General features: G+C 45.7%; 20 protein-coding genes. 19 read left to right on the top strand and 1 reads right to left on the bottom strand.

Features of this window, described 5'->3' with window-relative positions; genetic code table 11:
- The first annotated feature begins 43 nt into the window (after positions 1–43).
- The 19 genes from ugpC to ABXS75_19410 all read left to right on the top strand — a co-directional run bounded on the left by ugpC (position 44) and on the right by ABXS75_19410 (position 20406).
- The gene (ugpC, locus tag ABXS75_19500) at positions 44–1174 is read left to right on the top strand and encodes a sn-glycerol-3-phosphate ABC transporter ATP-binding protein UgpC (protein ID XCP85177.1); all 1131 of its coding nucleotides are present in this window, start codon (positions 44–46) and stop codon (positions 1172–1174) included.
- 14 nt (positions 1175–1188) lie between these two features.
- Positions 1189–2052, top strand: coding sequence for a sugar ABC transporter permease (locus ABXS75_19495; GenBank protein ID XCP85176.1), 864 nt, complete (start codon positions 1189–1191; stop codon positions 2050–2052).
- Positions 2053–2970, top strand: coding sequence for a carbohydrate ABC transporter permease (locus tag ABXS75_19490; protein XCP85175.1), 918 nt, complete (start codon positions 2053–2055; stop codon positions 2968–2970).
- 37 nt (positions 2971–3007) lie between these two features.
- Positions 3008–4396 carry an ABC transporter substrate-binding protein gene (locus ABXS75_19485; GenBank protein XCP87201.1) on the top strand — a complete coding sequence of 463 codons (1389 nt, stop codon included), beginning with the start codon at positions 3008–3010 and terminating at the stop codon, positions 4394–4396.
- A gap of 19 nt (positions 4397–4415) precedes the next feature.
- Positions 4416–5159 (top strand): glycerophosphodiester phosphodiesterase, encoded by a 744-nt coding sequence (locus ABXS75_19480; GenBank protein XCP85174.1) that lies wholly within the window; start codon positions 4416–4418, stop codon positions 5157–5159.
- Between the two features lie 443 nt (positions 5160–5602).
- On the top strand, positions 5603–6976 hold the full coding sequence (locus tag ABXS75_19475) for a TrpB-like pyridoxal phosphate-dependent enzyme (protein ID XCP85173.1): 1374 nt from the start codon (positions 5603–5605) through the stop codon (positions 6974–6976).
- A gap of 298 nt (positions 6977–7274) precedes the next feature.
- Positions 7275–8486, top strand: coding sequence for an AAA family ATPase (locus ABXS75_19470; GenBank protein XCP85172.1), 1212 nt, complete (start codon positions 7275–7277; stop codon positions 8484–8486).
- On the top strand, positions 8487–9224 hold the full coding sequence (locus ABXS75_19465; GenBank protein XCP85171.1) for a hypothetical protein: 738 nt from the start codon (positions 8487–8489) through the stop codon (positions 9222–9224).
- A gap of 186 nt (positions 9225–9410) precedes the next feature.
- Entirely contained in the window at positions 9411–9722 is a 312-nt protein-coding gene (gene trxA / locus ABXS75_19460; protein ID XCP85170.1) for a thioredoxin, read from the top strand.
- 391 nt (positions 9723–10113) lie between these two features.
- Entirely contained in the window at positions 10114–11235 is a 1122-nt protein-coding gene (locus tag ABXS75_19455; protein XCP85169.1) for a sugar ABC transporter substrate-binding protein, read from the top strand.
- A gap of 112 nt (positions 11236–11347) precedes the next feature.
- Positions 11348–12874 (top strand): sugar ABC transporter ATP-binding protein, encoded by a 1527-nt coding sequence (locus tag ABXS75_19450; GenBank protein ID XCP85168.1) that lies wholly within the window; start codon positions 11348–11350, stop codon positions 12872–12874.
- Positions 12861–13811, top strand: coding sequence for an ABC transporter permease (locus ABXS75_19445; GenBank protein XCP85167.1), 951 nt, complete (start codon positions 12861–12863; stop codon positions 13809–13811). The genes ABXS75_19450 and ABXS75_19445 overlap by 14 nt, the downstream gene beginning before the upstream one ends.
- Before the next feature lie 12 nt (positions 13812–13823).
- A complete protein-coding gene (locus ABXS75_19440; GenBank protein XCP85166.1) occupies positions 13824–14783 on the top strand; it encodes an ABC transporter permease in 960 nt (319 codons plus the stop codon).
- A 73-nt stretch (positions 14784–14856) separates the two neighbouring features.
- Positions 14857–15855, top strand: coding sequence for an N-acyl homoserine lactonase family protein (locus tag ABXS75_19435; GenBank protein XCP85165.1), 999 nt, complete (start codon positions 14857–14859; stop codon positions 15853–15855).
- A 104-nt stretch (positions 15856–15959) separates the two neighbouring features.
- Positions 15960–17213 carry a Tm-1-like ATP-binding domain-containing protein gene (locus ABXS75_19430; protein XCP85164.1) on the top strand — a complete coding sequence of 418 codons (1254 nt, stop codon included), beginning with the start codon at positions 15960–15962 and terminating at the stop codon, positions 17211–17213.
- Positions 17214–17256: 43 nt separating this feature from the next.
- Positions 17257–17862 carry a class II aldolase/adducin family protein gene (locus ABXS75_19425; GenBank protein ID XCP85163.1) on the top strand — a complete coding sequence of 202 codons (606 nt, stop codon included), beginning with the start codon at positions 17257–17259 and terminating at the stop codon, positions 17860–17862.
- Between the two features lie 22 nt (positions 17863–17884).
- Positions 17885–18610, top strand: a complete 726-nt coding sequence (locus ABXS75_19420; protein ID XCP85162.1) for a GntR family transcriptional regulator — start codon at positions 17885–17887, stop codon at positions 18608–18610.
- A gap of 183 nt (positions 18611–18793) precedes the next feature.
- The gene (locus ABXS75_19415; GenBank protein XCP85161.1) at positions 18794–20068 is read left to right on the top strand and encodes a RuBisCO large subunit C-terminal-like domain-containing protein; all 1275 of its coding nucleotides are present in this window, start codon (positions 18794–18796) and stop codon (positions 20066–20068) included.
- Positions 20069–20187: 119 nt separating this feature from the next.
- Positions 20188–20406, top strand: coding sequence for an HPr family phosphocarrier protein (locus tag ABXS75_19410; GenBank protein XCP85160.1), 219 nt, complete (start codon positions 20188–20190; stop codon positions 20404–20406).
- 212 nt (positions 20407–20618) lie between these two features.
- Here the strand turns inward: ABXS75_19410 and ABXS75_19405 are convergent, their stop codons facing one another.
- Positions 20619–21020 carry a GNAT family N-acetyltransferase gene (locus ABXS75_19405; GenBank protein ID XCP85159.1) on the bottom strand — a complete coding sequence of 134 codons (402 nt, stop codon included), beginning with the start codon at positions 21018–21020 and terminating at the stop codon, positions 20619–20621.
- Positions 21021–21109: the final 89 nt, after the last annotated feature.

Genomic DNA, 21109 nt, shown 5'->3' with positions numbered 1-21109 from the left:
TGTATAATTTACAAGGAAGTCAGGTGAAAGGAGAGAAAAAGAAGTGGCTGAGATTGCGTTAAAGAATATCTATAAGACATACGACAATGAACACGATATTGTCAAGGACTTCAGCCTGGATATCGCAGATAAGGAATTTGTTATCTTTGTGGGGCCGTCGGGATGCGGAAAATCCACGACTCTTAGGATGATAGCCGGTCTGGAGGATATCAGTGACGGGGAGTTATGGATTGACGGCCAGCTTTGCAATTATCTGGAACCGCAGGAGCGGGGAATGTCTATGGTATTTCAAAATTATGCCTTATATCCGAATATGACGGTATATGGGAATCTGGCGTTTGCGCTTAAAATCAGGAATATCCCGAAAAAAGAGATTGATAAGAGAGTGCATGAGGTGGCGAAGCTTCTGGAGATTGAGCATTTGTTGAAAAGAAGGCCATCGGCCTTGTCAGGCGGGCAAAAGCAGCGTGTGGCCATCGGCAGCGCGATCATACGCAGACCGAAAGCATTTTTGATGGATGAACCGTTGTCGAACCTGGACGCCAAGCTGCGGGCGCAGATGCGGGTGGAGCTCGCCAGAATACATAAGGAAATGGGAACTACAATCATCTATGTGACGCACGATCAGACGGAAGCGATGACATTGGGAACGAAGATCGTGGTAATGAAGGAGGGTGTTATACAGCAGGTAGATACGCCTGCGCACCTGTATCGGTATCCGACCAATAAATTTGTTGCCGGTTTTGTGGGAGCGCCGTCTATGAATTTCTTTAACTGTTATGTTTTAGGAGAAGAGTGTTCCGTGTGGCTGGCGATCGGGAACAGGAATTCGGGGATGAAAGTACATCTTGGAGGACCGAAAGCGGAGTATTTATACAATCGGTATGCCGGGAAAGAAGTTATCATGGGAATCCGCCCAGAGGATATCTATGAGTATGAGGACGCCCGTGAAGGTGGTTTTGACATGGAAAGTGTGGGAATCATAAAGTCGGTTGTTGCAAGGGAGATGCTCGGTGCGGAGGTCATCCTGTATTTTGAGGAGCAGGGAAGGAACTTTGCGGCCAGATTGAAACCGGAGAACCGCAGCGTGGTGGGAGAGAGAGTACAGCTTTATTTTGACCCCTCGCGCATTCATGTGTTTGACAAGGATACGGAAGAAAATGTATTGCTTTGAGGAGGAGAGAAGAAATGAATACAAAAAAAGGGAATGGGATCACCCCTTATTTTTATCTGGTTCCCAGTATGCTGGTGTTTGCCGTATTCCTGTTCTATCCGTTTTTTAAGACAATCTATCTGAGCCTGTATAAGACGGATAAGATGGGGCAGGCGAAGCTGTTCGTGGGATTGGGAAATTATGCAGAGCTTCTGAGCTCGGAAAGCTTCAGGAACAGCCTGAAGGTAACGTTGATCTTCGTTGTGATCGTTGTAATTGGAGGGATGCTTCTGGGACTGGTGACGGCCGTTTTGTGCAATAAAGCTTTTCCGGGTATCCGGGTATTCAGCACGGCTTACGCCCTTCCCATGGCGATCGCCTCAAGCTCGGCGGCCATGATCTTTCAGATCATGCTTCACCCGGCAGTAGGAATTGTGAATAAGCTTTTGGGACTGGAGATCAACTGGCTTAATGACCCCAATACGGCCCTGTATTGCGTGGCGGTCCTGACGGCATGGCTGAACAGCGGAATTAATTTTCTGTATTTCTCGGCGGGGCTGGGAAATATTGATGAAACCATTTATGAACGTGCGTCGGTGGATGGCGCGAATGCCGTGCAGAAATTTTTCAGCCTGACACTTCCGGGGCTGTCGCCAATCATGTTTTACACGCTGGTAGTCAATATCATTCAGGCGTTCCAGTCTTTCGGGCAGATCAAGATTCTGACGGAAGGCGGTCCGAATGATACGACGAACGTGATCGTATATTCTATTTATCGCGATGCATTCTTTAATTATCGGTTTGGAAGCGCCGCGGCCCAGTCTGTGATCCTGTTTTTTATCATTATGCTGGTCACGCTGGTGATGTTCCGTATTGAGAAGAAGGGAGTGAAGTATTAGATGAGTGGAGCAGGCGATATGACAATGAGTGGGAAGGGGAGCCTTACCCGGGAAGAATTGTGTGAATTGAAAAAAGCGATGAATGAGAAGGCACTTCTGAAGCGCAGAACACGAACAGTGCTTCGGGTGGCAGCTAACCTTGTGGTGGCGTTTGTGGTGCTGCTCCCGTTGCTTTATGCGGTCAGTATAGCATTCATGCCGTCCAACGAGCTGTTCACCACGGAGATGAATTTGCTTCCGAAGCATCCGACGTTACAGAATTTTGCGGACGCCATTCGGAATGTGCCACTGCTGCGGTTTATCCTGAATTCTTTTATCATGGCGGGCTGCATTACCATCGGACAGATTATATCCTGTTCCCTGTCGGCGTTTGCGTTTTCTTTTCTGGAATTCAAGGGGAAGGGAATTCTGTTTATGCTGGTCATGGCTACGATGATGGTGCCGGGAGAGGCAACGATCATTTCCAACTATTTGACAGTAGGAGAACTGGGGCTTTTGGATACCTATCCGGTACTGATCATTCCGTACCTGACCTCGGCTATGGGAATCTTCCTGTTCAGGCAGTTTTATATGACGTTTCCGATTTCACTCTACGAATCAGCAAAGCTGGATGGATGTTCAAATCTCAGATTTATCGTACAGATTCTGACGCCGCTTACCAAATCGGCAATCGGAGCGATGGCGGTGTATACGTTTATCAATGCATGGAACATGTATATGTGGCCGCTTTTGGTGACAGGTTCTGACACCATGCGGACGGTGCAGATTGGAATCAGTATGCTGAACAGTGTGGACTCGCAGTCAATCACGCTTATGATCGCGGGAGTGGTGATGATTATCATCCCATCTATTTCCATCTTTATCGTGGGTCAGAAGCAATTGATCCGGGGCATGTTCTCCGGGGCAGTAAAAGGATAAATAAAATACAAAATAAAGCAAAAGGAGAGTTATAATGATGAAGAAGAAAATTGTTGCAGTGCTTGTGGCAGCCGCTATGGTAACGGGGCTGTTTGCCGGATGTGGAAAGGGAAAAACGCTGGAGGATGCACAGAATTCCGGTGGAAATGATGCAAAAGGACAGGAGATCAGTATCGCGGATCCGTCGGAGGTGGATGGAACAGAGATCACCTTCTGGCATTCAATGGGCGGAGTAAATGGTCAGGCCATTGATGCGCTGGTTAAGGAATTCAATGAAGAAAATGAGCTGGGAATTACGGTAAATGCGCAGTATCAGGGAGAATATGACGATTCGCTCAACAAATTAAAGAGTGCGCAGATCGGCAACATGGGGGCTGATCTGGTGCAGGTGTATGAGATTGGGACCAGATTTATGATTGAGTCCGGCTGGATCGTGCCCATGCAGTATATGGTCGACGCAGACGGCTATGACATGTCTTCCATCGAGCCGAACCTCTCCGCATACTATACGATTGATGAAAAACTGTATTCTATGCCGTTCAACTCGTCCACCCCGATCATGTACTACAATAAAGATATGTTCGAGGCGGCGCAGATTACGGAGATCCCGGACAGTCTGGAGGCTATCGCAGAGGTGGGGGACAAGCTGCTTGAGGAAGGCGGCGCGAAGGAAGTCATCTCCCTGGGAATCTATGGCTGGTTCTTTGAACAGTTTATAGGCAAGCAGGGGTTGGAGTATGCGAATAACGGAAATGGACGAAGCGAGGCTGCAACGGCAGTGGAATTCGATAAAAACGGCGCGGCAAAGAATATTCTGGAGGCGTGGAAGAATCTGTCCGATCTGGGGTATGCGCCAAACGTAGGGCGCGGCGGCGACGCGGGACTTGCAGATTTCTCTTCCGGGAAATCGGCGATCACGCTGGGTTCTACGGCATCCTTAAAGCAGATCCTTCAGGATGTGAACGGTAAGTTTGAGGTAGGCACGGCATATTTTCCGAAAATCAGCTCAGAGGATGTGGGCGGCGTTTCCATCGGTGGCGCGTCTCTGTGGGCTTTGAATAATGAGGACCCGAAGAAGCTTCGCGCCACCTGGGAATTCGTAAAATACCTGATTTCTGCCAAATCCCAGGCGTACTGGAATGCCCAGACGGGTTATTTCCCGGTAACGGTAGCAGCTCACGAGGAGCAGGTTTTCCTGGATAATATCGCACAATATCCGCAGTTCGAGACAGCGATTGACCAGTTGCACGATTCCGCTCCGGAGTATGCGGGCGCACTGCTCAGCGTATTCCCAGAGGCGAGAGCTACTGTGGAGACGGAAATCGAGAAATTATTGAATGGCAACGAAGATATAGATGCAGCCGTGAAAAATATGGCAGACTCGATCAACAAATCGATAGAAGAATATAATTTAGTAAATAATTAACTAAGTGGTGGAGTGGATTATGGGAAGAACAGAGATATTTGCACATCGCGGGGCGAGCAGTTATGCTCCGGAAAATACGAGGGCAGCCTTTATACTGGCTCACAAACAGGGGGCGGACGGAATTGAACTGGACGTGCAGCTTACGAAAGACGGGGAAGTGGTTGTGATCCACGATGAGTCGATCGACAGAGTGAGTGACGGACGGGGCGCCGTGCGGGAATATACGCTGGAGGAACTGCGCAGATTTTCTTTTGACAATCATATGGACCAATACGGCAGGGTGGGGATTCCCACCCTCCGGGAGGTACTGAGCCTTGTAAAACCCTGGGAGATGAAGCTGAATATTGAACTGAAAACAGGGATTTATCGTTATCCCAGGATAGAAGAAAAAACAATTGCGCTTGTGAAGGCGGCCGGATTGGAGGACAGAGTTATCTATTCCTCCTTCAATCATTACAGTATCCGTAAGGTGCGTGAGATTGCTCCGGAAGCGGAAACGGCATTTTTATATAGTGACGTTATTCTGGAAGCGGAAAATTATGCGAAGGCCCATGGGGTGGACGGTTTGCATCCGCCTTTGTATCTGGCAAGGATGGAGAATTTGCTGGAGCAGTATCAGCAAAGCCACCTGGCAGTACGGGTGTGGACGGTAAATAAAGAGGATGATTTGAAATGGCTGATCCGTGCAGGGGTAACGGCGGTGATCACAAATAGGCCGGATATAGCGTTGGCGGTGCGACGATCGGTTGAGCAGGGAGATTGAACCGGATGTGCCCCGGAATTTGACATGGAAAATCAAAAAAAACTTGACAGATCCTACGTTTAAGGAGTATGATAAACGAAATGAAAAACCGACGAACAAGAGTAGTACATTTATCGGCGTATTCCCAGAGAGTTCCGGGTGGTGGGATCGGAGCATTACAAGGTAGATCGAATGGACTTGGGAGGGCGAACCGAAAGCAAGCATTTTGCCGTAGGGGAGACGGATTCCAACCGTTACAGTGGAGCATGTATGTTGGTACATGGCTGAGCGCATTCCATGAATGAATTTAGGTGGCACCGCAGGAATAAGATATAACTCCTGTCCTATAGTTGATATAGGGCAGGATTTTTTATTTCCGCGAGCAGGATTCTATTTTATCAGAAAAGCCCAACGCCCGGCTCATCGGTTTGAAAGAAATAAAAAGAAAAGGAAGGTAAGAAGCAATGAGTGAAACAAAAATCCCTTACAAAATCTATCTGGAAGAAAATGAGATGCCGAAACAGTGGTACAATGTCCGCGCCGATATGAAGAATAAACCGGCTCCGCTTTTGAATCCGGGGACCTTACAGCCGATGACATTTGAAGAGCTGCGCGGCGTATTCTGTGATGAATTGGTAAAACAGGAATTAGACGATACTACAGCATATTTCGATATTCCGCAGGAAATCCAGGACTTTTACAAGATGTATCGTCCGTCTCCGCTGGTACGTGCATATTGTCTGGAGAAAGCTCTGGATACGCCGGCGAAGATCTATTACAAATTCGAGGGAAATAATACCTCCGGAAGCCATAAACTGAACTCCGCGATTGCACAGGCGTATTACGCAAAACAGCAGGGACTTAAAGGCGTGACGACAGAGACCGGAGCAGGCCAGTGGGGAACTGCACTTTCCATGGCGTGTGCATATCTGGGACTTGACTGTGAAGTATATATGGTAAAATGCTCTTACGAGCAGAAACCGTTCCGCCGCGAGGTTATGCGGACTTATGGGGCAAATGTAACTCCTTCCCCGTCAGATAAGACGAACGTAGGACGCAGGATCCTGGAGCAGCATCCGGGCACCACAGGAAGCCTTGGCTGCGCGATTTCCGAGGCGGTAGAGGCGGCGACATCCAAAGAAGGTTACCGCTATGTGCTCGGCTCCGTGTTATCGCAGGTACTGCTTCATCAGTCCATTATCGGTCTGGAGACGAAAGCGGCCCTGGATAAATATGGTATCAAACCGGATATGATCATTGGCTGCGCAGGCGGCGGCTCCAACCTGGGAGGTTTGATTTCTCCGTTCATGGGTCAGAAACTTCGCGGGGAGGCCGATTATCAGATCATTGCCGTAGAACCGGCAAGCTGTCCGAGCCTGACACGCGGTAGATACGCATACGATTTCTGCGATACCGGAATGGTTTGTCCGCTGGCTAAGATGTACACATTAGGAAGCGGATTTATCCCGTCACCGAACCACGCAGGCGGTCTTCGTTATCATGGCATGAGTTCCGTATTGTCCCAGCTTTATGATGATAAATTGATGGAGGCAAGATCAGTGGAGCAGACCGCTGTATTTGAGGCTGCGGAGCAATTTGCGAGAGTAGAAGGAATCCTCCCGGCACCGGAGAGCAGCCACGCGATCCGCGTTGCCATCGACGAGGCTTTGAAATGTAAAGAGACCGGCGAAGCAAAGACGATCGTATTCGGCCTTACCGGAACAGGATATTTTGATATGGTTGCTTACGAAAAATTCAATAACGGTGAAATGAGCGATTATATCCCGACCGATGCGGATCTGGAAGTTGGATTTGCAGGGCTTCCGAAGGTAGAATAGTAGAGAGTGCCGGAGGCGTTATGGAGACAAAGGGTTTGTGCTCTAATATCGTAAACTTATAGGATACAATGTAATACAGAGTCATGAAAAGCTAAAATCATCATGGCTCTGTTTTTTTGCTGTTATGCATAGGCGAAAACGATGATAGACGTTTTCAGTTGCCATGCATGCCTGAAATGAGGTCCGGCGGACGTTTTTGACTAAGAAACTTGCTTTTGTGGATAGGGATGGATATACTATTATCAAGGAAGAATTTCAAGTAAAAGAGGATAAGCACTGGCAGAAAGGTAAGATATAGATGATTAAAAGATTATATGTGGACAATTTTAAATCTTTGAATGATTTTGAAATATGTATGAGTCCGTTCACGGTGATTGTCGGAAACAATACAGCAGGAAAAAGCACGGTTTTACAGGTGATAGATTTTCTTGCAGGAAGCGTAAGAGAAGATTTTAACGTAGTTCTTGAAAGAAGAGGATGGACGGTAGGAGATATTCGCTCAAAATTATATGGTAACAGGTCGAAAATGACTTTTGAATGCGATCTGCTTTTGCCAGTTGACGGAAAGGATATGGCTGTCAGATGGAATCTTACTGTAAATGTTTATACTACGAAGAATATTATGGAACTTGTGAATGAAGATATTTTTCTGATGTCGGAAGAGAAAAAAATGACTTTGCTACATTTTGATACAGCAGGAGAGTGCTATTTCCTTTGCGATGACGGGAACAAGGAGCGAATATCCGGGATATCAGGGGTGCAGTCTTCTTTCATGAAATTTGTGAGTATATCAGAAGAAAACAAAAAGAAATATCGCATATTAGTTGCTGTAAAAGAATTTTTAATAAATTCAGATTCTTTTGAATTACTGTCGCCGGAAAAAATGAGGTTGTCAAGCCGCGGGACTGTCACGACCATCGGGAACGCAGGTGAGAAGTTACCTTCCTTTCTAAAATCTATGAATGCAGATCAGAAGAAAAGTTTTATGGATAAAGTAGGGAGAATATGGGGAAAAAGGTTAACGGCAGTGGAGGCTCAGACAAAGGGTCAGCCCGGCTGGACGCGGATTGTGTCAACTGAGAGATATAAGGATAAGTCGGTCACCATTACATCGCAGAACATGAGTGACGGGATGCTGAGAATGTTAGCTTTGGTAGCAATCAGTGAAATTAATAAGAGACAGGTAGTTATGCTCCTGGATGAGATTGAAAATGGCATTAACATGGATTATGCTGAAGAAATGATTCGGATTCTGAAAGAGGTATGTACGGAAAAGAAGAATCAGTTGATTGTGACGACACACAGCGCGACATTTGTGGACTACGTCGATAAAGAGGATATTGTCTATCTGTATAAGGATCCGGTTACCGGATTTTCTCAAGGCGTCACCTTGTTTGAAGTGCCTGAATTTGCAGACAGATTAGACTATTTATATCCGGGAGAAGTTTTGATGAATATGAGTAACAAAGAGATCATTGAAGTTTTACTGAAGATAAGAGGAGAGAGGTAAATGGCAAAGGCCAAAGTAGCAGTATATGGAGAAGGGCCTACGGATTATGGGAAAAAGGTGTTCGGAAAAGAAGAATGGGAATCAGGCCCTATCATATGTCTGATTTATAAATGCGCGGAAAAAGCCGGAGTAGATATCGAGATAGAATGTGTGGAAAAAAGATTTATTGATGGAAAAGAACGAGTAAAATTAGGGGTAAGACAGCTTCGGGGACTCAAAGGGAAAGCCATTCCGGCACGTTACTTCAAAATATATGCTCTTCAGCAAGGATATAGATTGGGGATTTTTTATTGTGATACAGATAAAATGATGTCTGGCAGTAATACAAATGAAAATGTATGCAGGAAAGAATTTGAAAGAATATATGATGAAGTAGAGCAAGGACTTGATTATGAGCCGTGTTTTTGGCTGGGGCTTCCTATGGTTGCTTTGAAAATGATTGAATCGTGGCTGTTGGCTGATGAAGGTGCGTATATTAGATGTTTTGGAAATATGCCGGTGAAACCGTCTCTTCCAATCAGGCCGGAATTAATCTGGGGCGAAAAAGATAACAGAAATAGTAATTATCCGAAAAATTATATGAGAAGAGTTTTAGAACAATATCATGAAATCAGTAGCAGAGAGACTTTTTACAGGATTGCCGAAGAGATGGATATTGACGTATTGTGTGAAAAGTGTGAGATTAGTTTCGGACAGTTCTGGAAAGATTTTTATGCTAGTAGCAATAGCTTTTGCTAGAATGGCCGAACAAGTTGGGAAGTTTATATGTCAACGATGACTTTGGACATTGATAGAATTTCTGAAATAGGATATACTGATTATATGAATGGCGAAATAGCATACCTCATGCATTAGTATATGCAGGGAGACATATATCTTCGTCAGAATAGAATGAATTTGTAAAATAATGAAAGGAGAAACATTATGGCAGTAATAGAATTAACAGCGGACAATTTTGAACAGGAAGTATTGAAGGCAGAAGGGAAAGTTTTTGTAGATTTTTGGGCTACATGGTGCGGACCGTGTCAGATGATGGGGCCGGTCGTTGATGAACTGGCAGAGGAGAGAAGCGACGTCAAATTTGGCAAGGTGAATGTGGACGAGCAGATGGAGCTTGCGAGAAAATATCGCGTGATGTCCATTCCGACTTTCCTGGTTTATCAGAATGGCGAGGTAGTTGGAAGAACGATGGGCGGTCAGACCAAGGAAGAACTGGCAGAGGTTTTAGATAAGTAGCGGAAACGGCTGCTTTTGGACAATTTGTTTATGAGAGAGTCTCTCACGGTAATGTATGCCGTGGGAGATTTTTTTTGGTGATTTTGCTGTGTTAGAAAAAAGCCGGAAAATCGAGGATAAAACCGGTTTTACAAGAATCGAGAAACGTAGAATAATGGGAGCTGTTTGTATAATTTGCATAATCAGAAAATAAGAGTAGAACCAAAATATTTTACAGATTCAAAACTGTCAAATTGTTCATATTGTACAAAAATACTTGTTAAAAAAATAATTAATATATTTATTATTGACAGACAAAAAACGACATGATATATTATGTACAACAAGATTGTATCCAATATCCGATATCCAAAATCCCAAATGTCGGATAAAAAAGAAAAGGAGGACGAAAATGAGAAAGAGAAAGTTAGTATCAATTTTGTTGGCAGCAACGCTTGTATGTACTCTCCTTGCAGGATGTAGTACACCGACTCAGGAGACTTCCGGAGACGACAAGAAGACCGAGGGAACTTCTGATGAGAAGACATCTACCGGTGAAAGAGAAGCAGCAACTGTAGTGGATGCAGACAAGCTTCCGGTGCAGGGAATCGGAGCGAAGGTTACTTCGGATGTGAAGGCGAAGGAAGATTACAAGATTGGTTACATCGCTAAGAACACAACCAACCCGTACATGGTCGCACAGGCTGAAGGTGTTAAGAAGGCTGGCGAAGACATGGGATTCACAGCAGTTACGCAGGCTCCGGCTACCGCAGACAGCGTAGAAGAGCAGGTTAAGATCATGGAAGACATGATTCAGCAGGATGTAGATGTAATCATCGTTCACTGTGCAGACTCCAACGGTATCATGCCAGGTGTCAGAAAAGCACAGGAAGCTGGAAAACTCGTTCTTACGATTGGAACACCGGCATCTGAGGATACCTTCCTTAGAACAGGCGTTGACTACAAAGAGACTGGTGCTACAGTTGCAAAAGCAATGGCAGAGGAACTTGGCGGAAAAGGTAACATCATTATCCTTGAGGGCCCTCCGGGAGCTGCAAACGCAATCGAGCGTCTGGAAGGTATCAAAGAAGCATTTGCTGAGTATCCGGACATCAAAATTGTTGCATCTCAGACTGCAAACTTCAAGAGAACAGAAGGTATGTCTGTAACAGAGAACCTGATTCAGAAATATACAGATGTTCAGGGCGTGATTGGATGTAACGATGAGAGTGCACTTGGTGCAGTTCAGGCTCTGAAGGCTGCAGGTATGAATGATGTACTGGTAGCTGGATTCGATGGTTCTGTTGATGCTACAAACGCAGTAGAATCAGGCGATATGTTCATCACTTACAATACTGATCCGTATGGTTCAGGATACATCGCTTGTGCATATGCTGTAAAATACCTGAACGACGGAACTGAGCCGGAAGGTAAGTTCATCCCGTTCCCGACAGCAGCAAACGATCCGTTGATCACCAAAGATTCCGTAGCTGATTACAAAGAAAACGTAGCTTGGTGGAAGATTATCCAGTAAGGGATAGCCTGGGATCATACATACAGATTATCAGAAAATTTCACCCGAGGCTGCCGCAGTATATGCAGCAGCCTCGAACAGTATGAGCAAACAGAAGCGAAGAGGTGAAACAATGGGAAAAACAATATTAACAGCGCGCCATATTACGAAGCTTTTCCCGGGAATGAAAGCCCTTGATAACGTGGACTTTGATTTGCAGGAAGGAGAGGTACATATCCTGGTCGGCGAGAACGGTGCAGGAAAAAGTACCCTTGCCAAGGTAATATTAGGTGCATATAAAGCCGAAGAAGGCGAGATTACATTTGACGGGGAAGTTGTGAAATTTGGTGGAACCAAAGATGCACTGGAAAAAGGAATCGTAGCGGTATATCAGGAATTTACACTGGTTCCTTATATCACCGTAGCGCAGAATATCTTTTTGAACCGGGAATATAAGACAAAACTGGGGCTTGTAGACCATAAACGAATGGAATCAGAAGCGAGAGAACTCCTGAAGTCCCTGAATTGTGAATATATTGACGTAAAAAGTTATGTAAAGAATTTAAGTGTTGCTGAGCAGCAGATGGTAGAGATTGCAAAGGCGCTTTCTTTTAAACCCAGGATCATGGTATTTGACGAGCCGACAGCGACTTTGTCAGACAGAGAGGTGGAATCCCTTTTTGCCCAGATCCACAGATTGAAAAAAGAGGGAATCGGAATCATTTACGTTTCCCACAGAATGCAGGAGTTCCCGCTGATCGGCGACAGAATTACGATTCTTCGTGATGGTGTGAAGATCAACACCGTAGGTATTAACGACTGCACGAATGAAGAACTGGTAAACATGATGGTCGGACGTGATGTTTCCCAGGTGTATGTGCGTACGGAAAATAAACATGAAGCAATCGCGTTAAGAGCAGAGAACCTATGCGATTATAACGGTCGTGTGAAAAATGTAAACTTTATGGTACGCAAAGGTGAGATCGTAGGTCTTGCAGGATTGGTAGGCGCAGGAAGAACAGAGACAGCAGAATTGCTTTATGGCATCCGCCCTATGAAGTCCGGCAATGTTTATATTAAAGGCGAGAAGGTGAATGCCAAATCTCCGATTCAGGCTACGAAGCTCGGCATTGGTCTGGTAAGTGAGGACCGTAAGAAACAAGGGCTTGCTCTTGATGAATCCATCGCTCTTAACACGGTGGCAGTAAGCCTTAAGAAAATATTCCCGAAATTCTTCATATCTAATAAGAAGATTCGCGAAGTGGCGGAGGATTATAAGAAGCAGCTTCGTATCGCGACGACGAGCGTGAATAAAGCATGTAAATATTTGTCAGGTGGAAATCAGCAGAAGGTAGTTCTTGCGAAATGGCTGAGTTTCGATCCGGACATTCTGATTTTTGATGAGCCGACCCGTGGTATTGACGTGGCAGCTAAGATGGAGATTTACAGCCTGATGGACAGACTGGCGTCTGAGGGAAAGGCACTGATTATGATCTCTTCAGAGCTTCCGGAGGTCATCGGTATGAGTGACAGAATCTATATCATGCATGAGGGCGAGATTGTGGATGAGGTGAAGAGAGGAACCGAAGCGTTCAACTCCGAAGTCATCGGTGCCCGCATGATGCTGGGAGCAGGAGGTGCGGATAATGCAGAAAATTAGTGTGAAAGAACGGATTAAGAATATACCTCCGGTAGCGTACATGCTGATTGTGATTATTGCTGTGTTCAGTTTTCTGGACCCGCATTACTTCTCACTTTCAAATTTCAGGAACGTATTGATCCAGTCCACGCCGCTTATGATTGTGGCATTCGGACAGACCTGTATCGTGCTGACACAGGGAACGGATCTGTCGCTTGGTGCGCAGGTCAGCTTCGTAACTGTTTTTACCGTATATTTGGCTACTCATGGAATTATTCTTGAAGTTGCTATGGTAATCGCAGTTTTGGCAACCATGCTGATCGGTGCGATCAACGGACTGATCGTGGCGAAGGGAAATATCCCTCCGTTCATTGCTACTTATGGTATGCAGAACATTGTAAATAGTATATCGCTGCTTTTGACCGCAGGTTCTTCCATCTATTTCTCCAGCTTTACGTATCGTATTGTAACGGAGACTACGATCATCGGAATCCCGCTCATGGTGTGGGTGGCAGTTCTGGTATTCGTTATCGTTTGGATTGTCCTGAATAAGACAAAATTCGGAACCAATATCCATGGACTTGGCGGAAACAAGGAAGCACTGGTGCTTGCAGGTATTAACCCGGTCAAATGTCAGATTAAGACCTATGCATTTGCCGGTCTCATCGCAGGTATTGCAGGTGTCATCACCCTCTGTCGTGTAGAATCCGGTCAGCCGACCGTGGCGACCGGCTGGGAATTCCAGGCAGTTGCGGCAACACTTCTGGGTGGTTCCTCCCTCCGTGAAGGAAAAGGCGGTGTAACCGGTACGATCTTTGGCGTGTTCCTGATTCAGATCATCAAGAATGGTCTGAACGTAATCGGCGTACAGTCTATTATGCAGAACGCAATTATCGGTTCTATCGTATTAGCAGCTATTATCATCGATGCGGTTGTCCGTATTCAGGCAAAAGAATAGGGGGACTGGAACATGAATGCAAAGAAAATATTTGAAGAAATTAAAAGCTCGAAAGTATTTTACAGCCTGGTGGGACTGATCATCCTGATCGTTGTCTCAGCAATTATAGCTCCTAACTTTAGAACAGTTGATAATATGATTACGATTTTCAGACAGGCCAGTGTACTTCTGGTATTGAGTGCAGGTCTTACGGCCGTCCTTCTTACCGGAGGCATGGATCTTTCCGTAGGTGCTACGGCAGGCTTTATTGGCTGTATCTGTGCGCAGCTCCTGAAACAAGGGCTTTCCATTCCGCTTGTATTCCTGATTGGAATTCTCATCGGTATGGTGGTAGGCTGCATCAACGGACTTCTGGCAGGGATCCTTCCGAGTTTCATCGCAACTTACGGAACCAACTGGGTCATGAGCGGTCTTGCTGTAATCGTTATGCAGGGCGCCGTAATCTACGACCTTCCGAAAGGGTTTACACAGATCGGCGTAGGATATACCGGACCGATTCCGAACCTGATCATCATTGCAGCGATCGTAGTTATTATTATTTATGTGCTCCTTCAGAGAACGACTTATGGACGTCAGGTATATGCATACGGCTCAAACCCGACGGCGGCAAAATATGCGGCGATTCCGGTAAAGAAGATTATGGTATCTGCATTTATGATGTGCAGTATGTGTGCAGGTATGGCAGGTATGCTGATCACAGCCCGGTTAAATGCGGCTGACGCGGCAATGGGTGACAGCTACGGTCTTCAGACAGTAGCAGCAGTCGTTATCGGCGGAACCTCCATGCTGGGAGGCGAAGGCGGAGTTCTGGGTACGGTAGTAGGTTCTCTGATTCTGACCATCATCGTAAACGTTATGAACTTAAAAGGGATCTCTTCCTTTGCACAGGGCATGGTCGTGGGTATCGTAATCATCGCGATGGTACTTTTCGATACATATAACAAGAGAAGACAGGAAAGAAAAGCAGCTTAGGTGCGAATTAAAATTGGTAACAATTTTAAGATATGAGAAAAATTATAATTAAGAGAAAGAGAGGACATGTATTATGGCATTAACAATCAGACCACTTAATTCTGGTTACATCCCCACAAAACCACTGGAGTATTGGTATCATTTCTCCTGCAAAAAATATGTTGAGAAACTTGGCGTAACAAATGAATCCGATCAGTTACCGGACTTCACATTCCTGATCGAAGGCGGCGAGCAGCTGATCCTTGTTGACACAGGTATGTCATGGAACGAGCATGCAGACAAATATCATCACGGACCGTCTATGCAGAAACCGGGAATCGATGATATCGAGTCCCGTCTGGCTCAGGTCGGATACAAACCGGAAGATGTGGATATCGTTGTATTTACACATCTTCACTGGGACCATGTATTCTATCTTGAGAAATTTACAAAGGCACGTTTCATCTGCCATGAGATTGAGTGGGATTATGCACACAATCCGATTCCGCTTCACTACAAATCATACTGCCGTCCGATCATCGCAAAAGATGGCGATGTTACATACAATGGCGAGTTCATCGCACCGTACGATATCCCGGGCGTAAAAGAGCGTTTCGAGACCATCACAGGTGAAGTGGAGATTGCTCCGGGCGTAACCGCATACGAAGCATTCGGACACTGTCCGGGACATATCGCTGTTGCTGTTGAGACAGAGGACGGACCGTATTTCTGCGTAGGTGACTCTGTATTCGTAATGGGCAACATCGATGCTCCGCAGGCTATGCAGGATGAGCTTCACTACGATATCTGCCCGCCGGGACGTTTCGTAGACCTTGTTGCAGCATGGAAGACCATTCGTGATCATGTTCGTCGTTGTAATGAAGCAGGCGTAGACCCGCACAAACATCTTCTGCTTGCTCATGACACCATTCTCTCTGCAGCAGTTGAAAAATATGAGGAGACTCATGAAAATAAACTTCCGGTAATCGGTACCAAGGATACGGACTTTGTATTTGATGAATACAAGACAGCGATCATTGAAAAAGATGCAAAGAAAGCAGCAAAGAAAGCTGAGACCAAGTATTTTGGCTAAAAATGTAGAAAACTGTTGCCTGATATGATGACACAGGAGTAAAATTATTGTGGAGACGGCTCTGACGGGCAGTCTTCACAATAACTATATTAGAGGAGTCAGATATGAAAACAATAGCGGTCATTGGAAGCTGTGATACAAAATACAGAGAAGTTGCCTATATGAAAGAACTGATCGAAGCTGAGGGTATTTCCGCCCTGGTCATCGATGTTGCCACGGGCCCCAACCCTTCTTATAATTACGATGTTTCGAGGGCAGAGGTCGTAGCAGCAGCGGGCAGCAGCTGGGAAGAGTTGGAGCCGAAGACAAAAGGGGAAAAGATCGGGTTTATGATGGAAGCCTGCGCGTCTTATGTGGAACAGATCTACCGTGAAGGAAAGATTGACGGTATCGTGTCAGCAGGAGGTCTCCAGAATACTGTGATGGCGACGAACGCGATGCGGCGCCTTCCAATCGGTTTCCCGAAGGTAATGGCAACGACGGTCGCATGTGGGAAAAAGACATTTGAACCGGTTGTTGGGGAGAAAGACATCGTAGTGATTCCGTCGATTTGCGACTTTACAGGGCTGAATCTTGTGACCCGGCAGATCATCGCTAATGCCTGCGCATGTTGTGTGGGAATGGTGAAGACAGCCGGAAAAGTGTTGGAAAAAGGAAAGAAACCGGTGGTGGGCGTTACTTTGATGGGGATTACGAATACTGGTGCCTGTGCGGCCGTTGATGAACTGGAACGGTTAGGAATGGAGGTGATCGGATTCCATGCTACCGGTGTGGGCGGCGCTATTATGGAGCAAATGGCAGCAGATGGGCTGATTGACGGTATTTTGGATCTGACGACGCATGAGATTACACAAGAGTATTTCAAAGGTGGATTTTCTTACGGGGAAGGCGCAAAATACAGGCTTGTAAAAGGCGTGGAGAAAAAAGTGCCTCTGGTCGTCAGTATTGGCGGTCTGGATTTTATTGATTTTGCAGTAGGTGAATTTCCGCCACGTATGGATGAACGTGTGTATATGATGCACAACGCGACGATGGCACATATTAAACTCCTGCCGGATGAAGCTTACCTTACAACTGCGCGTTTTGTAGAGAGGCTGGAGAAGATTGACTATCCGGTGAAGCTGTTGATCCCGACGGAGGGAATGCGGCATAACACCCGTAAAGGAGAAGAACTTTATTATAAAGAAGTAGATGATATTATAATCTCAAAAATTAAAGCAGTAAAAAACAAAAATATTGAGATCATCACGATTCCGGGAAACCTGGACACGGTGGAATGGGGGACTGCGGCTGCACATCATATGATCGATGAGCTAAAGGAGCGCGGTGTGATCGGCGATGAAATTCAGTATGAATAACCAGGAAAGATTACCAATTTTTGATAGGAAGGATATGGTTAAAATGACAGAAGATGTAAAAAAAATTGCAGAGGAACTTGTCATTGCCGCTAAAAGAGCTTATACTAGAGGCATACAAACCGGAAGCGGTGGGAATGTTAGTGCAAGAATACCCGGCAAGGACCTTATGATCGTTAAGGCCAGTGGCGGTTCTTTTGCTGATTGTACACCGGAAGGATTTGTAATCACAGATTTTGATGGAAATTTAGTAGAAGGGGAAGGAAAACCTACAAGAGAAGCTTTATTGCACGGTTTGCTGTATCGTATCTGCTCTGATGTGAATGCAGTAGTACATACACATTCACCGTATTCAATCGCATGGGCAGCTACGGGAAAAGCCCTGCCGAGAACTACCTGGCACTCTAAATTAAAAATTTGTGCGGACCTGCCGACACTCAATGTTCCTGCCGCAATGGTGAAACCGGAATATTTTTCACTTGTGGAGGAAATCTATAAAGAGAATCCGGACCTCCCGGGATTTCTGTTAGTTGACCACGGTCTCGTGGCAGTTGGAAAAGATGCTGTAAACGCAGAACATACTGCAGAATTAATAGAAGAAACTGCGCAGGTGGCTATTTTAAAGGCGGCCGTACAGAAGCTTGGATTGTAGACACTTACATAGGTAGAACTATATGAGAGTAAATATGCGTATTACAATGAATGATTTGAACCAGGATGTGCTTGCACACAGCAAGCTGCCTGATTTGGTTCTTGATAAATTAATGGATTGGATCATGAGCGGGAAGCTGTCGATGGGAGATAAGCTGAACACGGAAGAACTGGCAAGTCAGCTCGGTGTCAGCCGTATGCCGATCAGAGAGGCACTCAGCAACCTGGAGAAAAAAGGACTGGCAGAATCGATTCCTTACGCCGGGACAAGACTGGTCACACTGACTAAAGAAGATGTACGGCAGATTTATATTGCGCGGACCGCTTTGGAGCCGGTAGCAGCAAGATATGCATGCGAGAAGATCACAGATGAAGAAATCAAACATATCCGTGAGATTCAGGAGGAGTATAAATGCATTGTACGTCAGAAAGAATTGGATGCGATAGATGTGTATCAGCAGAACAGACTCTATCATTTCTCTATTTATAAAGCAAGCCAGCTTGACAGAGTCTGCACGATGATAGAGTCCCTCTGGGATAATCTTTCGTTTTTCAAATTGATTTATGGCCAGAAGCTGCTCGACAGCGGAGATTCCAGAGAGAGCATGATCGAAGAGCATGAGAGCTATTTGAATGCACTGGAAAAACGGGATTCGGATTTGATTAGTCATTTGTTGGAATGCAATTTGAAGAAAAGGTCAGAGAATATTCCATATTATTCTGATGCTTATTTTCATGAGAATACTTAAATATAGCAGATATCAGTGGTATTTCAAGAGCCTGGACGCCTTAAGCGGTGCCCGGGCTTTTTACGTTGCCAAGCATACCTAAATGAACGTCCAGTGGACGTTAATCTCGGTTGCCAAGATATCTGTTTGGAAAAGAATCAGTTGACGGAGCTGCGAGTGAACGCAGCAGGAAAAGGAGAGACTATGGATTCAATATTATATACATTACCGGAAATGATACATAAGCAGAATTATATTATTGCAACTTATTATATCAAACTGCCAAAAGAAGTAGATGTGGTGAAAAAGGCAGGCACCCTGGCAGTCGGCCAGACAATCGGGACCTGGATTCCGATTCCGGGAATTACGGATGCACTTCGCGAAAAATATATGGGAAAGGTGGTCAGCATTTTTGACATTCCGGCGCTGGAGCTTACGACTCAGGTGGGAGAGGAACAACGAGAATATCTGATACAGATTGCGTATCCGGCTGTCAATTTCGGAACAGAGCTTCCGCTTATGCTTACCTCCCTTTTGGGAAATGATGCTTCCACTTCCGCACAGGTGAAGCTTATGGATATAGAATTCCCGGAAGAATTTGTTGGAAATTTTGCAGGTCCCCGGTATGGCGTACAGGGAATCAGGAAATTCTCGGGTGTAGAGAAAAGGCCGTTGTTCTTGAATATGATCAAGCCGTGTACGGGGCTTAGTCCGGAGGCGGGAGCGAAAATCTTCTATGAGACAGCGCTCGGAGGCGTGGATTTTATCAAGGATGATGAGCTTCTGGGGAATCCGGCATATAGCCGTCCCTGGGACCGTGTGAAGGAGTTCAAAAAAGCGGCCGAGGCAGCATATGAGATCACAGGAGAGCGTACAAGATATTTTGTCAATATCACAAGCGGGGCGGGAGAGATTCTGGATAACGTGAAGCGCGTGGAAGAAGCCGGCGCAGATGGCGTCATGATTAATTTTGCTACTGTGGGCTACAGCGTATTGAAAATGGTGGCAGAACATACAACTCTTCCGATTCTGGGGCATGCTGCCGGGGTCGGCATGGTGTCCGAGGGAATCTTAAATGGAATGACAACGCCGCTTGCGGCCGGGAAACTGGCGAGACTTAGTGGAGCGGATATTGTCATGGTAAATACGCCCTATGGAGGTTATCCGCTGCTTCCCCAGAAATATATCCAGACGGTGGCACAGTTGGTTTTGCCGTTGTATGGAATCAAGCCATCCATGCCCTCGATTGGCGGTGGTGTACATCCAGGTATGGTAGAGAAATATATCGGTGAAGTCGGGACGGATATCGTTCTCGCCGCAGGCGGCGCAGTCCAGGGGCATCCGGGCGGGGCAGCGGCAGGAGCCAGAGCAATGCGACAGGCAATCGACATTGCTATGAGCGGTGAAGAGTTTGAGAAAGCTGCGAAAGAGAAGGAGGAGCTGCAGACAGCGATAGAACTTTGGGGATATCACAAATAAATAGACGTAAGCAGGAGAATCCTATTTTGGAATCTGGTAAGGGATTGCAATTTAGTTCTAAAGATGCTATACTACATTGGATATTGGATACTATATTGTAGATGATAGGAGGAAAAATAATGATCCGTGAAATAATGTTGCATACATCAAATGATTTAAGAGATTTCATGCACCTTGCCTGCACTTCCACGATGGACGTAGGGGTACATACTATGGATAACCAGATTGCAGATGGTAAATCTGTTCTTGGGCTTATGGCAATCGATTATAAAAAGCCGGTAAAGGTCGTTTCTGATGATGAGAAATTCATGAAGCAGTTAGATCGTTGGGCAGTCTAGAATCGTTCAGTAGATTTTAGTGAGATATAATCAGGCAGCACACGGGTATGGCATGTTCAAAATGATTGGATGGGATCAAGGTCCGGTTGAGGTAACATGCTATATCAGTGCGCTGCTTTTGCGTTGCAGAGAATATTTATGTGAAGCTTCATCGGTGTTTATTTGGAGGCTGGGCATACTTGAGTGAAAAGTTAGAGGGTTCAATATCCCGGTTACATTCTCATAAAAGCACAGCAACCGAGTTCGTCTGCTTTACGAAATCCGAGAGATTTGTAAAATGCAACCGTTTTTTCCGTGTTATCGGTCATTAACTCCATCTGGTATACAGAAGGATAGCGTTCCATCACTGCACGCAGCAGCCGGGTTCCGACTCCGTTTCGCTGATATTCGGGGAGTACCAGGATGTCTTGAATAAAGATAATGGATTCTCCATCGCCTACGACTCTGATGATGCCGATCAGATGCCCGTCGTCAAAAGCGCCGATTTTCAGAAGGGAATTCTGGTACGCCTTCTCTAATCTGTCAGGGTTGTTTGCATAATTCGTCCAGCCGGCACTGATATAGAGAGGCAGGATTTCTTCCTTGTTAAAAACAGTATATTCACGTAGCTCCATGTAAAATTCTCCTTTGTGTGCTATACATCTAAATAAAGGTTTCGTAAAGTGGCAGACAGGGGCAAAATGATTTGCGGCCCGGGGATTGA

It is taken from the genome of Roseburia hominis, assembly GCA_040702975.1.
Taxonomy (GTDB): domain Bacteria; phylum Bacillota; class Clostridia; order Lachnospirales; family Lachnospiraceae; genus Allocoprococcus; species Allocoprococcus hominis_A.
This window is presented reverse-complemented; position numbering and strand designations above follow the sequence as displayed.